The organism is Pseudomonas sp. B21-015, from assembly GCF_024749285.1.
Classification (GTDB): domain Bacteria; phylum Pseudomonadota; class Gammaproteobacteria; order Pseudomonadales; family Pseudomonadaceae; genus Aquipseudomonas.
Map to the genome: position 1 here is coordinate 232,718 of NZ_CP087196.1, position 13,829 is coordinate 246,546.

Here is a 13,829-nt window from a genome sequence, read left to right on the forward strand (position 1 = left end):
AGATCAAAACGGTAATTGGAGATCAGGTGCAACGCGTTTCAGCTGGACGTGGAACACATCCTTGATGCGCTGCAATTCAGCCTCGTCATCGGCCTCGAAGCGCAGCACCAGCACCGGTGTGGTGTTGGAGGCGCGAACCAGGCCCCAGCCTTTGGCATAGTCGACTCGCACGCCGTCAATGGTGGTCAGGTCGGCGCCTTCACCCCACTGCGCGTCGTGCAGTGCATCAATGATGCTGAATTTGCTCTCTTCGGTCACATGGATATTGATCTCTGGCGTAGAAATATCGTTCGGGAAGGTCGCGAACAGCTCTTCCGCGGTGGATTTTTCCTTGCTGAGGATCTCCAGCAGCCGCGCGGCGCTGTAGATACCGTCGTCGAAACCGAACCAGCGTTCCTTGAAGAAGATGTGCCCGCTCATTTCACCGGCCAACAGGGCGCCGGATTGTTTCATTTTCTTTTTGATCAACGAGTGACCGGTTTTCCACATCAGCGGACGACCGCCGTATTCCTTGATCAGCGGGACCAGGCGGCGGGTGCATTTGACGTCGAAGATGATTTCCGCGTTCGGGTTGCGCGCCACGACGTCGCGGGCGAACAGCATCAGCAGGCGATCAGGGAAGACGATGCTGCCGGTGTTGGTGACGACGCCTACGCGGTCGCCATCGCCGTCGAAGGCCAGGCCCAGGTCAGCGTTGGTTTCCTTGACCTTGGCGATCAGGTCCACGAGGTTTTCAGGCTTGCCCGGGTCCGGGTGGTGGTTCGGGAAGTTGCCGTCGACGTCGCAAAACAGCGGGATGACTTCGCAGTTCAGCGCTTCGATCAGTTGCGGGGCGATCACGCCGGCCGCGCCGTTACCGCAATCGACCACTACTTTCAGGCGGCGGGCGAGTTTGATGTCCTGGACGATTTCGGTGTTGTAGCGGTCGAGGATCTCGACCTTGGTGATGCTGCCCTTGCCGCTGCTCAGGTTGTTGGTCTTGAGGCGTTCGTGCAGGGCCTGGATCTGTTCGTTGGCCAGGGTGTCACCGGCAATGACGATCTTGAAGCCGTTGTAGTTCGAGGGGTTGTGGCTGCCGGTGAGCATCACGCCGGATTTGCCGGCCAGTACGTTGGCGGCGTAGTACAGCGCAGGCGTTGGCACCAGGCCCACATCGCTGACGTGGCAACCGCTGTCGGCCAGACCCTGAATCAGTTGTTCCACCAGTTCCGGGCCGGACAGGCGACCGTCGCGGCCGACGGACACGTTGGGTTCGTCCTGGGCCAGGCTCTGGGAGCCGATGGCGCGACCAAGCCAATAAGCGGTTTCAGCGTTCAAGAATTCCGGGACGGTGCCGCGAATGTCGTAGGCACGGAAGATGCTGTCGGGGAACGTAGGTGCGACTTGGGCTGGGGTGCTCATTTCTGGAAATGCTCCATCTCTAAAGTGGCTGGACAAACCGGCGAAAAACTCGCGGGCTGGCTCAAACTGAAGGGTATGACGGCGTTTTCGGCAGAGAGTTCGTGGTGTGCAAAGGCCATGTCACCGGTGTTCGCGAGTGAATGGCCGGTCAATGCCTTGATTTTGGGCGGTAAACCTTTCAGGTGAGGTCTGCGCAATTTTTTCGTCCTTGAATACAAAATGCAGGATTCGGGCCGGGCAGGGTGCCCGGCCTTTGTGATCAGTGGCTGCCGGAGTGGCCGAAACCGCCGGTGCCGCGCTGGGTTTCGACGAACTCTTCGACCATTTCGAAGTGCGCTTGAACCACCGGCACCAGAACCAGCTGGGCAAGACGCTCGCCAACGACGATGTTGAAGTCGGCCTGGCCACGGTTCCAGCACGACACCATCAGCGGGCCCTGGTAATCGGAGTCGATCAGGCCAACCAGGTTGCCCAGCACGATGCCGTGCTTATGGCCCAGGCCTGAGCGCGGAAGAATCAAGGCCGCCAGGCCCGGATCGCCGATGTACACCGACAGGCCAGTAGGGATCAGCAGGGTTTCGCCCGGCTTGATGACGGTATCTTTTTCCAGCATGGCGCGCAGGTCGAGGCCGGCGGAGCCTGGCGTGGCGTACTGCGGCAGCGGGAATTCGGTGCCGATGCGTGGGTCGAGGATCTTGGCTTGCAAAGCGTGCATGTAAATTAAACCTGGTTCAGACGTTCGGCGATAAAAGTGATCAGCTGGCGGGCAATCTTGCCCTTGCTGGTCTGGGCAAAAACAGTGGCGTGCAGCTCCCGATCAATCACGCTGCAGGCGTTTTCTTCGCTGTTGAAGCCAATACTCGGGTTGGCGACGTCGTTGGCGACGATCAGATCGAGATTCTTGTCTTTCAACTTGCGTGCAGCGTAGTCGAGCAAGTGTTCGGTTTCGGCGGCGAAACCGACACTGAACGGACGGTCGGGACGGGTGGCGATGGTGGCCAGGATGTCTGGGTTGCGCACCATCTGTAGTAACAAGCCGTCGCCGCTCGTAGGGTCTTTCTTGAGTTTCTGTGGGGCGACGACCTCCGGGCGGTAGTCCGCGACTGCCGCAGAGGCGATGAACAGGTCGCAGGGGATCGCGGCTTCACAGGCTGCGAGCATGTCGCGGGCGCTGACTACGTCGATGCGCGTGACGCGATCCGGGGTCGGCAGGTGCACCGGGCCTGTGATCAGGGTCACGCGGGCGCCGGCTTCTACCGCGGCTTCGGCCAGGGCGAAGCCCATTTTCCCGGAGCTGTGGTTGGTGATGTAGCGCACCGGGTCGATGTTTTCCTGGGTCGGCCCCGCGGTGATCAGCACGTGCTTGCCAGTCAGTGCCTGACGCTGGAAGCAGTCTGCCGCGCACTGGGCGAGGTCGGTGGCTTCGAGCATGCGGCCCATGCCGACGTCGCCACAGGCCTGGCTGCCGGAGGCCGGGCCGAAGACTTTGAGGTCGCGGCTTTCGAGGGTTCGCAGGTTCGCCTGGGTCGCCGGGTCGCGCCACATGGCCTGATTCATCGCCGGTGCAACGGCAACGACCGCGTCGGTGGCTAGCACCAGCGTGGTCAGCAGGTCGTCGGCAATGCCTTGGGCCAGGCGGGCAATCAGGTCCGCGGTGGCGGGGGCGATCAGCACCAGGTCGGCCCATTTGGCCAGTTCGATGTGGCCCATGGCGGCTTCGGCCGCCGGGTCCAGCAGGTCCAGATGGACCGGGTGCCCGGACAGCGCCTGCATGGTCAGCGGGGTAATGAATTCGCTCCCGCCACGGGTCATGACCACGCGCACTTCGGCGCCCTGGTCGATCAGGCGGCGAACCAGATCGGCGCTCTTGTAGGCAGCAATGCCGCCGCCGACGCCCAGAACGATGCGTTTCCGATACAGCCGCTGCATAGGTCTGCCTTTCATTTCGTTGATGACTGCGTTGCGATACCCCCTCCCCAGGGGTGAAATCGCCCGCAAAAAAGATGGGCTACGATATCACAGCGACCGCTATGGAACAGCGGCGCCCACAGACATGGAGGTGTTATGAGCATTCGCGATTGGCCGGCGGCGGAACGGCCGCGGGAGAGGTTGCTTGAGTTTGGCTCGGGGAGTCTTTCGGACGCAGAGCTGCTGGCTATTTTTTTAAGAACCGGCGTATCGGGTAAAAGCGCGGTGGATCTGGCGCGACACCTGTTGAATCAGTTTGGCAGTTTGCGCGCACTACTTGAGGCCGATCAGGCGGCGTTCAGCAGGCAGCTGGGTCTCGGGCCGGCAAAATTCGCTCAGTTGCAAGCGGCCCAGGAAATGGGCCGGCGGCATTTGGCCGAACGTGCGCGCCAGAAATCGGCGCTGGAAAATCCGCAGGCGGTTCGTGATTACCTGAAATCGATGTTGCGCCACGAGCCTCACGAGGTGTTCGGCTGTCTGTTTCTGGATTCCAGGCATCAAGTACTGACCTTTGAAGTGCTGTTTCGCGGCTCCATCGACAGCACCAGTGTTTATCCGAGGCAAGTGGTTAAGCGCGCCTTGGTCCACAACGCCGCAGCGTTGATCCTCTGCCACAACCATCCGTCGGGTAACACCAACCCCAGCCAGGCCGACCGCACGCTGACCAAGCGCCTGCAAGAGGCGCTGGACCTGATTGATGTGCGGGTACTCGACCATTTCATCGTCGGCGACGGCGATCCGCTGTCGATGGCTGAGTATGGGTGGATGTGAGCGAGGGATGCGGAACCAAGTGAGTCCATGTGGGAGCGAGTCTGCTCGCGATGGCGTTGTGTCAGTCAACCTGTTCAGTGACTGAAGGGACGCTATCGCGAGCAGGCTCGCTCCCACAGGTTTTGTGTCGACGCTGATTACTTGAGGTTGACCTTGGAGTAGTCCTGGCGACCAAACGGGCTGACTGCATAACCCTCGACGTCTTTACGCGTCAGCGCAAAGGCGGTCGGGTGAGCCAGCGGCAGCCACAATGCCTGTTGCTGGATCTGTGTCTGGGCCTGTTCGTAGAGCTTGGTGCGTACGCCTTGCTCGTCGGTGGTCTTGCCGGCGCTGATCAGCTTGTCCAGATCCTGATTGCAGTAGCGGGCGAAGTTGGTGCCGGATTTGACCGCCGCGCAGGAAAACTGCGGCGTGAGGAAGTTGTCCGGGTCACCGTTGTCGCCGGACCAGCCCATGAACAGAAGGTCGTGCTCGCCGGCCTTGGCACGGCGAATCAGCTCACCCCATTCGATTACGCGGATCTCGGCCTGGATGCCGATTTCCGCCAGGTCGGCCTGCAGCAATTGTGCGCCGAGGCTCGGATTGGGGTTCAGCAGGCTGCCGGAAGGGCGGGTCCAGATGGTGGTCTGGAAACCATTCTTGAGCCCGGCCTTGGCCATCAATGCGCGGGCCTTTTCGACGTCATGCGGGTAGCCCGGCAAGCCTTTGGCGTAGCTCCAGGTATTGGGCGGGTACGGGCCGTTGGCGGCTTCGGCGGTGTCTTCGAACACAGCCTTGATGTAGTTGGCCTTGTCGAATGCGAGGTTGATCGCCTGGCGCACTTCAGGCTTGTCCAGCGGCGGATGTTGGCTGTTGATGCCGACGAACGCGGTCATGAACGCGTCGGTCTTTTCCACTTTCAGGGCCGGCTCTTTCAATGCGGCTTGTACGTCCAGAGGCTTCGGCGACAGGGCGATCTGGCACTCGTTGCGGCGCAATTTCTGCAAGCGAACGTTGGCGTCCGGGGTGATGGCGAAGATCAGTGGGTCAACCGATGGCTTGCCTTGGAAGTAGTCGCGGTTGGCCTTGTAGCGAATCGAGGCGTCTTTCTGGAAGCGCGTGAAAATGAACGGCCCGCTGCCGATCGGCTGGCTGTTGAGCTTTTCCGGCGTGCCGGCCTTCATCAGTTGATCGGCGTATTCGGCCGAATAGATCGAGGCGAAACCCATGCTCAGGGTTGGCAGGAAAGTCGAGTCCGGGTGATCGAGGGTGAAGCGGATGGTGAGCGGGTCCAGTGCGTCGATCTTCTTGATCAGCGCGGGTAACTGCATCGACTGGGCGTGCGGGAAGCCGCTCTGGGCGACTTTGTGCCACGGGTTTGCCGGATCGAGCATGCGGTCGAAGCTGAACTTCACGTCTTCGGCGGTCAGGTCGCGCGTCGGGCTGAAGTATTCGGTGCGATGAAATTTCACCTGCGGGTGCAATTTGAAGACGTAGGTCAGGCCGTCGGGCGTGACTTCCCAACTGTCCGCGAGGCTGGGGACTACTTTGCCGCTGGCGGTGTCGAAGTCCACCAGGCGGTTCATCAGCACGTCGGCCGAGGCGTTGGTGGTGGTCAGCGAGTTGTATTGCACCACATCGAACCCTTCCGGGCTGGCCTCGGTGCAGACGCTCAGGGCGGCGGCATGGGCCAGGGGGCTCAGCAGAAGCGGGGCAAGCAGCAGCGGTAGGGCAGCGAGGCGCATGGTCGGATTCCTTTACAGATCGAAGGCCCATCTGCAAGTGCAGTCTGGAAAAGGCCTACCCTAGTGGGCTCTTTTGCAAATGACTATCCCCTTTTTCATTTTGAGGGGAGTATGGGTGATTGTTTTCGGTGAGTGACGGTTGAGAAAAACCCGGAATGGGCCCGTTGGCCGATTCTCGGCGACGAGCGGTCGTTATCGGGCACGGCCTTTGTCCAAGGCGTTCGGCGCCAAAAAAACAGGGTTTTTATCAACTCAATGCACACCGGTTGTTGTTGCTCTCTGGTCTTTCTGGTATAAAGCAGCGCTCTTTTCTAGGGGCCCGGTTCCTTCACTTGTAGGTGTAGCCGGTAAGACCTCTAAAGAAACGCGGCGCCTGGCGCCAAATGACTGAGAGATTAAGCGGCCAACCCATGCCGGGTTGGGCATGTGGTTTTAGAGGGCTGAGGCATGTCGAGAGTATGTCAAGTTACCGGTAAGGGTCCGGTGACTGGGAATAACATTTCCCACGCAAACAACAAAACCCGTCGTCGTTTCCTGCCGAACCTGCAGCATCACCGCTTCTGGGTTGAAGAAGAGAAACGTTTCGTGCGTCTGCGCGTATCTGCCAAAGGCATGCGTATCATCGACAAGCGTGGCATCACTGTCGTGCTGGCCGAAATTCGCAAAGCTGGCAAGATCTAAGGGAGCTAATCATGCGTGAATTGATTCGTTTGATTTCGAGCGCCGGTACTGGTCACTTCTACACTACCGACAAGAACAAGCGCACTACTCCGGACAAAATCGAGATCAAGAAATTTGATCCGGTTGTTCGTAAGCACGTGATCTACAAAGAAGGCAAAATCAAGTAATTGATTTTTCCCTCTTACGAAAAAGGCCCGTATCGCGAGATACGGGCCTTTTTTGTTGCCTGTGGATTTTGTGTTGTCTGTCAGGGCCCCATCGCGGGCAAGCCCGCTCCCACAGGTATTGTGATCGACACAGATCCCTGTGGGAGCGTGGCTTGCCCGCGATGAGGTCGGCCCAAACAGCACAAATCTTCAGACCTTCTGTTCAAACACCACATAAATCTTGCGGCACGGCTCCAGCACCTCCCAAGTGCCCCTGAAACCGGCCGGAATCACGAAGCGATCGCCCACGCGAAGGGTCTTGGCGTTGCCGTCGTTGTCGCGCAGTACTGAAACCCCCTGCACGATTTCGCAGTACTCGTGTTCGGTGTAGTTCACCCGCCATTGGCCGACTTCGCCTTCCCAAACACCTGCACTCATCTGGCCGCACGGGCTGTTGTAGTGGTTGTACACCGCTTGCTCGGGATCGCCCTTGAGGATTTTTGCCGGGTCTGGCCGATAGCGATCGGGCTGGGTGGTGGCTTGGCTGAAATCGACGATATCCTGAATGCTCATGCGGGTATTCCCCCGTGATTGCGGCCTGGAAAATTGAAAGTCTATGTTTATTAAAATGAACATCGTAAGGCCGTTTACCGGCCTTTTGTCAAATATATTGAAACTTCACCTGCCGCTGGTTTAGGGTAACGGTTGCCTTGAGCCGAAAAGCAGGCTGGCCGGGCAGAATTCCTGACAGCGCCCGCGAAGACCGCGGGGCGCTCGTATTCAATAAGAGGAGGACACTCGTATGACCACCCTGACTCGTGCCGATTGGGAGCAACGGGCTCGCGATCTGAAGATCGAAGGCCGCGCCTACATCAATGGCGAATACACCGATGCAGTCTCCGGCGAGATGTTCGAGTGCATCAGCCCCGTCGATGGCCGTCTGCTGGGCAAGATTGCCAGCTGTGACGCCGCCGACGCCCAGCGTGCCGTGGAAAACGCCCGCGCCACTTTCAATTCCGGCGTCTGGTCGCGTCTGGCACCGACCAAGCGCAAAGCCACCATGATTCGTTTTGCCGGCCTGCTGAAACAGCACGCCGAAGAATTGGCCCTGCTCGAAACCCTGGACATGGGCAAACCGATCAGCGATTCCCTGTACATCGACGTTCCCGGCGCGGCGCAAGCCCTGAGCTGGAGCGGTGAAGCCATCGACAAGATCTACGACGAAGTCGCCGCCACCCCGCACGATCAGTTGGGTCTGGTGACTCGCGAGCCGGTCGGCGTGGTCGGCGCGATCGTGCCGTGGAACTTCCCGTTGATGATGGCCTGCTGGAAACTCGGCCCGGCGCTGTCCACCGGTAACTCGGTGATCCTCAAACCTTCCGAAAAATCGCCGCTGACGGCCATTCGCATCGCTGCATTGGCGGTTGAGGCTGGTATTCCGAAAGGTGTGCTGAACGTGTTGCCGGGATATGGTCACACCGTTGGCAAGGCCCTGGCCCTGCACAACGACGTCGACACCCTGGTGTTCACCGGCTCGACCAAGATCGCCAAGCAACTGCTGATCTACTCCGGCGAATCGAACATGAAGCGTGTCTGGCTCGAAGCCGGTGGCAAGAGCCCAAACATCGTGTTTGCCGATGCGCCAGACCTGCAAGCCGCCGCCGAATCGGCTGCCAGTGCCATCGCCTTCAACCAGGGCGAGGTCTGCACCGCCGGTTCGCGCCTGCTGGTCGAGCGTTCGATCAAAGACAAATTCCTGCCGCTGGTGATCGAAGCCCTCAAGGCCTGGAAGCCGGGCAATCCGCTGGACCCTGCGACCAACGTCGGTGCGCTGGTGGATACCCAGCAGATGAACACCGTGCTGTCCTACATCGAATCCGGTCACACCGATGGCGCCAAACTGGTGGCTGGCGGCAAGCGCATTCTTCAGGAAACCGGTGGCACCTACGTCGAGCCGACGATTTTCGACGGTGTCAGCAACGCGATGAAAATTGCCCAGGAGGAGATCTTTGGTCCCGTGTTGTCGGTGATTACCTTCGATACCGCCGAAGAAGCCATTGCGATTGCCAACGACACCCCTTACGGCCTCGCGGCTGCGGTATGGACCACGGACATCTCGAAGGCCCACCTCACCGCCAAGGCCTTGCGCGCCGGTAGCGTGTGGGTCAACCAGTACGATGGTGGCGACATGACCGCGCCGTTCGGTGGTTTCAAACAGTCTGGCAACGGTCGTGACAAGTCGCTGCACGCGTTCGACAAGTACACCGAGCTGAAGGCGACCTGGATCAAGTTGTAATAGGTCGCGGGCCCCGGTTCATATCGGGGCCCGCTGCAACATAGATCCCTTGTGGGAGCGAGCCTGCTCGCGATAGCGGTATGACAGTCGACGTCTATGTTGAATGTTGCTCCGTCATCGCGAGCAGGCTCGCTCCCACAGTGTTTTGCGCTGCACATAAAATATCCACAGGAGCGTGGAACATGCGTTGGGCGACGTATTTCGCCGTTTTGGCGTCTGTCTTGAGTGTCGGCCTGGCCCTGGGTGTCAGCATGCCGTTGGTATCGCTGCGCCTGGAAGGCTGGGGTTATGGCTCGTTTGCCATTGGTGTGATGGCGGCGATGCCGGCTATTGGCGTATTGCTGGGGGCGAAAATCTCCAGCCACCTCGCGGCCCGTCTCGGCACGGCCAATCTGATGCGCCTGTGCCTGTGGGCCGGGGCGGTATCCATCGGCTTGCTGGCGCTGTGGCCGAGCTACCCGATCTGGCTGGTGCTGCGGTTGATGATCGGGGTGATCCTGACCCTTGTCTTCATCCTCGGCGAAAGCTGGATCAATCAGCTGGTAGTGGAACAATGGCGCGGGCGACTGGTGGCGCTGTATGGCAGTAGCTATGCGCTGAGCCAGCTGGCCGGGCCGTTATTGTTGGGTGCGTTGGGCACCGAGCACGATTATGGCTTCTGGGTCGGCGTCGGTTTGCTGATGACTTCACCGCTCCTGCTGCTGGGCCGCAGCGGCGCACCCACCAGCGAAGCCTGCGGCGTGACCTTGAGCGACCTGCTGAATTTCTGCCGTGGCCTGCCGGCAATTGCCTGGGCGGTGTCGCTGTTCGCCGCGTTCGAAGCGATGATCCTGACCTTGTTGCCGGTCTATTGCCTGCGTCAGGGGTTCACCACGGAAATCGCCCTGGCGATGGTCAGCACCGTGGTGGTGGGTGATGCCTTGCTGCAATTGCCGATTGGCGCACTGGCTGATCGCTTGTCGAGGCGTGCATTGTTCACCGGCTGCGCGATGCTCTTGCTGCTGTCGAGTCTGGCGATTCCGTTGTTGATCGATACGCTGTTGATCTGGCCACTCTGGGTGTTGTTCGGTGCCAGTGCCGGCGGTTTGTTCACCTTGTCGCTGATTCTGATCGGCGAGCGTTACCGCGACGATGCCTTGGTGCGGGCCAATGCCCATATCGCACAGCTATGGGGGGTTGGTTGCCTGATCGGGCCGTTGGCGGCTGGTGCCGGGAGCCAGTGGATCAGCGGGCATGCCTTGCCGTTGCTGATGGCGGCGGGTGCGTTGGGGTTGGTGATTCTGGTGTCGCGGCAAGGGGCGTTTGGCACGGTTGCCGAACCGGCCTGAGCGCTGCGCAAGCCCCCTCGCCACAGGGTCTAGAGCATCTTCTCCAGGCCGACCGTACTGCTGAGCCACGAATTGAAGTGTCGCCACCAACTCCCCGGCTCCTCGGTCAATGTGTGCTGTTTGCCGTCATCTTCGGTGACCCAGACCATCTGACCTTTTTCCAGCCGTGCCTGATAGCTGAGGGCAGGCGCCATACCCTCCAGTGCCAGTTCGCGCACACGCCCGGCGAGTTCCGGGCTGTCCACCAGCACCCCGACTTCGGTGTTCCACAGCACCGAGCGCGGGTCGAAATTGAATGAGCCGATGAAGGCTTTCTGCCGGTCGAAGATGATCGCCTTGCTGTGCAGGCTGGAACCGGAACCGCGATAAGACTTGCTGTGAAAGAGATGCGGCGCACTGCCGCCTTCACCGGGCTGGCCGCGCAATTCGAATAACTGCACGCCATGCTCCAGCATCGTCTTGCGATACGGCGCGTACCCGCCATGCACCGCCGGTACGTCGGTGGCTTCCAGTGAGTTGGTCAGCATGCTTACCGACACCCCGGCATCGGCGCGCCCGGTCAGGTACACCAGCCCCGGTGGGCCAGGTACGAAGTAGGCCGAGATCATGATCAGCTCTTTGCTGACTCCATTGAGTTCGGGCGCCAACTGGGTGCTCAGCAGCAAGTGCGGATCAGGCTCGCCGTTGGACAGCACCTTGCTCGGTGCGTCCCACAGCGCCTTGTTCCAGGCCCAGATCAGCTCCCGACGCCAGACGTCCAGGCGCGGGTGAGTGGCGTAGGTCATCAACTGTTGATAGAGCGCGTGATTCTGTTTGCGCGTTTCCTCCAGGGACTCGTCCAGTCGGGTCCGGGTATTTTTCAGGTCCCTGGTTGTCGGCTTGCTCGAGAGAAACTGTTCGATCGGCTTGCTCAGGGCGCTGTTCCAGTACTGATCGAAGCTGTGCCCCAGCTGTTCTGCAACCGGGCCGACGCTGAGCATGTCGATGTCGGTGAAATTCAGCTTGGGCTCGGCATCGAAATACTCGTCCCCCAGGTTACGCCCGCCAACGATCGCCGCGCTGTTGTCCGCCAACCACAGTTTGTTGTGCATGCGTCGGTGTTGCAGCGACACGTTGAACAATCGGCCCATGGCTCGCGTGACGCCGGTGCTGCGACCCAGGTGCAGCGGGTTGAACACGCGGATCTGAATCTGTGGATGCGCGGCAAGGGTTGCGATGATCCGGTCCAGGCCATCGCTGGCGGTGTCGTCGAGCAAAATCCGCACCCGCACGCCACGGTCGACGGCTTTGAGCAACTCGCTTACCAGTATCCGTGTGCTGATGCCGTCATGGACGATGTAGTACTGCAAATCGAGGCTGCTTTGGGCGTTGCGAATCAGCTCGGCGCGAGCGGTGAAGGCCTCGGTGCTGTCGGAGAGCAAGCGAAAGCCCGATTGGCCCTGGTGGGGAGCGGCCTGGGCCTGGATCGAACGGCCGAACGCAGAAGTAGCCGCCGGCAGGGCCTGACTTGGTTCGCGAGGGATGTGGGGCGTCGCGCAGCCACCCAGGAACGAGGCGAGGAACAGAAGAGCAAGCAGGGGCTGTCTGATTCTCACGGGTAATGTTCCGGTGGCGGCCGTTGTTAGTATATGGACGCTGGTTCCCGAAGAAAGGTCAGTCGGTCTCCGCCAGCAGCTTGATCGCCGCGGCGCCGACCTTGCGCACGGCTTCTTCGATTTGCGGTGTGGGCTTGGCAGCGTAGTTCATACGCAGGCAATTGCGGTATTTGCCCGAGGCGGAAAAGATACTGCCGACGGCAATTTGTACGCCTTGATCATGCAGCGCACGATTGAGTTTCAGGGTGTCGAAACCCTCTGGCAGTTCGACCCACAGCATGAAGCTGCCTTGCGGACGACTGGCGCGGGTGCCTGTGGGGAAATAGCGGGTGACCCAATCGATCATCAAGTCGCGATTGCGCTGGTATTGCGTACGCATCCGCCGCAAATGCGGTTCGAAAAGCCCTGCCTTGAGAAACTCGGCAATCGCAATTTGCGGTTGCGGCGCAGTGGAGCCGGTGCTGATGTATTTCATGTGCAGCACTCGTTCCAGATAACGGCCCGGTGCGACCCAGCCAATGCGCAGGCCTGGTGCCAGGGTCTTGGAAAATGAACTGCACAGCAGGACGCGGCCGTCTTCGTCGAAGGATTTGATCGTGCGCGGGCGTGGGTAGGTGTAGGCCAGTTCGCCATACACATCGTCCTCGATAATCGCCACGTCGAAGCGCTGTGCCAGCGTCAACAACGCACGTTTGCGCGACTCCGGCATGATGTAGCCCAACGGGTTATTGCAGTTGGGGGTCAACTGTATGACCTTGATCGGCCATTGCTCCAACGCCAGTTCCAAAGCATCGAGGCTGATGCCGGTGAGCGGGTCGGTGGGGATTTCCAGGGCTTTCATGCCCAGGCCCTTGAGCGTCTGCATGGCGCCGTGAAAGCTCGGTGAGTCCACGGCCACGATATCCCCCGGCTCGCAGATAGCGCGGATGCTGGTGGACAGCGCTTCGTGGCAACCGGTGGTGATCACCAGATCGTTGGCGCTCAACTGGCAACCGGAATCGAGCAGCAGGCGAGCGATCTGTTCGCGCAGTTCGAGGGTGCCGCAGATGTTGTCGTAATACAGGCCGGGCATGTCCTGCCGACGGCTGATTCGCGCCAGGTTGCGTAGCAGAGGCTTCATGGTCGGCGTGGTGATGTCCGGCATGCCACGGCCCAGTTGCACGACATCCTTGCGTGGCACCGCGCGGATCAGTTCCAGCACCTGATCCCATTGCGAAATATCCACCGGGCGTTGGGCGGGGCGACCAACCACTGGCAGCTCCGGTAGCTCGCGGCCCACGGGCACGAAGTAGCCGGATTTGGGTTTGGGCATCGCCAGGCCCACGTCTTCCAGCACGCGATAGGCCTGCTGCACCGTGCTCAGGCTGACCCCGTGTTCGACACTCAGCGCCCGCACCGACGGTAGCCGGTCGCCGGGGCGATAAAAGCCCTGTTCGATACGTGTGCCGAGCAACTCGGCAAGGTTGACGTATAGGGTCATAGCTCAGTCTCGGTATGGGGGACTCGGTTAACCAGTACAGATTTGGCAAAAATAAGTGATTCAGAGGCCGAAACGGAAAAACTGTATGGAATTAATACAGGCTCTTTGAATCTGTAATGCTTTTATCCGTCCGCGCATCATGAAAGCTCTGGCTACCCAAGTAAACAGGAGCGACGAAAAATGAACGGCTTGAGCGATGTGCGGCTGACGTTACACAGTCAGGAACTGGCGGCAGGGCAAAAGAACGGCGCACGCGAGGCGGTCATGCGCAACGCACCGTCCTTCCTGGGTCGCTGGGGTCTGTTCTGGCATCGTCTGCACACGCGCAAGGCATTGCTGGAGCTGACACCGGCGCAACTCAAGGATGTCGGATTGAGTCTGGAGCAGGCGCGGGAGGAGGGGCTTAAACCCTTTTGGCGGATCTGAGCATTGCTGCGCT

At 60.2% G+C, this 13,829-nt stretch carries 12 protein-coding genes and 1 pseudogene; 6 read left to right on the forward strand and 7 right to left on the reverse strand.

Annotated elements, in window-relative coordinates; all coding sequences use genetic code 11:
- Nucleotides 1–3 precede the first annotated feature (3 nt).
- From LOY38_RS00975 to coaBC, 3 genes and pseudogenes are all read right to left on the reverse strand, one after another.
- A pseudogene (locus LOY38_RS00975) lies at nucleotides 4–1,407 on the reverse strand (phosphomannomutase/phosphoglucomutase); the annotation flags it as partial.
- Nucleotides 1,408–1,660: 253 nt separating this feature from the next.
- Nucleotides 1,661–2,116, reverse strand: a complete 456-nt coding sequence (dut, locus tag LOY38_RS00980) for a dUTP diphosphatase (RefSeq protein ID WP_258698480.1) — start codon at nucleotides 2,114–2,116, stop codon at nucleotides 1,661–1,663.
- A 5-nt stretch (nucleotides 2,117–2,121) separates the two neighbouring features.
- On the reverse strand, nucleotides 2,122–3,330 hold the full coding sequence (gene coaBC / locus LOY38_RS00985) for a bifunctional phosphopantothenoylcysteine decarboxylase/phosphopantothenate--cysteine ligase CoaBC (protein WP_258700640.1): 1,209 nt from the start codon (nucleotides 3,328–3,330) through the stop codon (nucleotides 2,122–2,124).
- Between the two features lie 135 nt (nucleotides 3,331–3,465).
- Here coaBC and radC point away from each other — a divergent pair, with 135 nt between their 5' ends.
- Nucleotides 3,466–4,140 carry a RadC family protein gene (radC, locus tag LOY38_RS00990; RefSeq protein ID WP_258698481.1) on the forward strand — a complete coding sequence of 225 codons (675 nt, stop codon included), beginning with the start codon at nucleotides 3,466–3,468 and terminating at the stop codon, nucleotides 4,138–4,140.
- A gap of 137 nt (nucleotides 4,141–4,277) precedes the next feature.
- Here radC and LOY38_RS00995 read toward each other — a convergent pair whose 3' ends face one another.
- Nucleotides 4,278–5,864, reverse strand: a complete 1,587-nt coding sequence (locus LOY38_RS00995; RefSeq protein ID WP_258698482.1) for an ABC transporter substrate-binding protein — start codon at nucleotides 5,862–5,864, stop codon at nucleotides 4,278–4,280.
- Nucleotides 5,865–6,311: 447 nt separating this feature from the next.
- On the opposite strand from LOY38_RS00995, the gene rpmB reads away from it, so the two are divergent.
- Nucleotides 6,312–6,545, forward strand: a complete 234-nt coding sequence (rpmB, locus tag LOY38_RS01000) for a 50S ribosomal protein L28 (RefSeq protein ID WP_007894701.1) — start codon at nucleotides 6,312–6,314, stop codon at nucleotides 6,543–6,545.
- Between the two features lie 11 nt (nucleotides 6,546–6,556).
- The gene (gene rpmG / locus LOY38_RS01005; RefSeq protein ID WP_007894709.1) at nucleotides 6,557–6,712 is read left to right on the forward strand and encodes a 50S ribosomal protein L33; all 156 of its coding nucleotides are present in this window, start codon (nucleotides 6,557–6,559) and stop codon (nucleotides 6,710–6,712) included.
- Between the two features lie 189 nt (nucleotides 6,713–6,901).
- On the opposite strand, the gene LOY38_RS01010 is transcribed toward rpmG, so the two are convergent.
- Complete coding sequence (locus LOY38_RS01010; RefSeq protein WP_258698483.1) at nucleotides 6,902–7,264, reverse strand: cupin domain-containing protein; 363 nt, start codon at nucleotides 7,262–7,264, stop codon at nucleotides 6,902–6,904.
- Between the two features lie 229 nt (nucleotides 7,265–7,493).
- On the opposite strand from LOY38_RS01010, the gene LOY38_RS01015 reads away from it, so the two are divergent.
- Nucleotides 7,494–8,987 (forward strand): aldehyde dehydrogenase, encoded by a 1,494-nt coding sequence (locus LOY38_RS01015; RefSeq protein WP_258698484.1) that lies wholly within the window; start codon nucleotides 7,494–7,496, stop codon nucleotides 8,985–8,987.
- A 182-nt stretch (nucleotides 8,988–9,169) separates the two neighbouring features.
- Complete coding sequence (locus LOY38_RS01020) at nucleotides 9,170–10,315, forward strand: MFS transporter (protein WP_258698485.1); 1,146 nt, start codon at nucleotides 9,170–9,172, stop codon at nucleotides 10,313–10,315.
- Nucleotides 10,316–10,344: 29 nt separating this feature from the next.
- On the opposite strand, the gene LOY38_RS01025 is transcribed toward LOY38_RS01020, so the two are convergent.
- The gene (locus tag LOY38_RS01025; RefSeq protein ID WP_258698486.1) at nucleotides 10,345–11,910 is read right to left on the reverse strand and encodes a phospholipase D family protein; all 1,566 of its coding nucleotides are present in this window, start codon (nucleotides 11,908–11,910) and stop codon (nucleotides 10,345–10,347) included.
- Nucleotides 11,911–11,968: 58 nt separating this feature from the next.
- Entirely contained in the window at nucleotides 11,969–13,390 is a 1,422-nt protein-coding gene (locus LOY38_RS01030; protein ID WP_258698487.1) for a PLP-dependent aminotransferase family protein, read from the reverse strand.
- Between the two features lie 180 nt (nucleotides 13,391–13,570).
- Here LOY38_RS01030 and LOY38_RS01035 point away from each other — a divergent pair, with 180 nt between their 5' ends.
- Nucleotides 13,571–13,816, forward strand: coding sequence for a DUF1127 domain-containing protein (locus tag LOY38_RS01035; RefSeq protein WP_258698488.1), 246 nt, complete (start codon nucleotides 13,571–13,573; stop codon nucleotides 13,814–13,816).
- Nucleotides 13,817–13,829 lie beyond the last annotated feature (13 nt).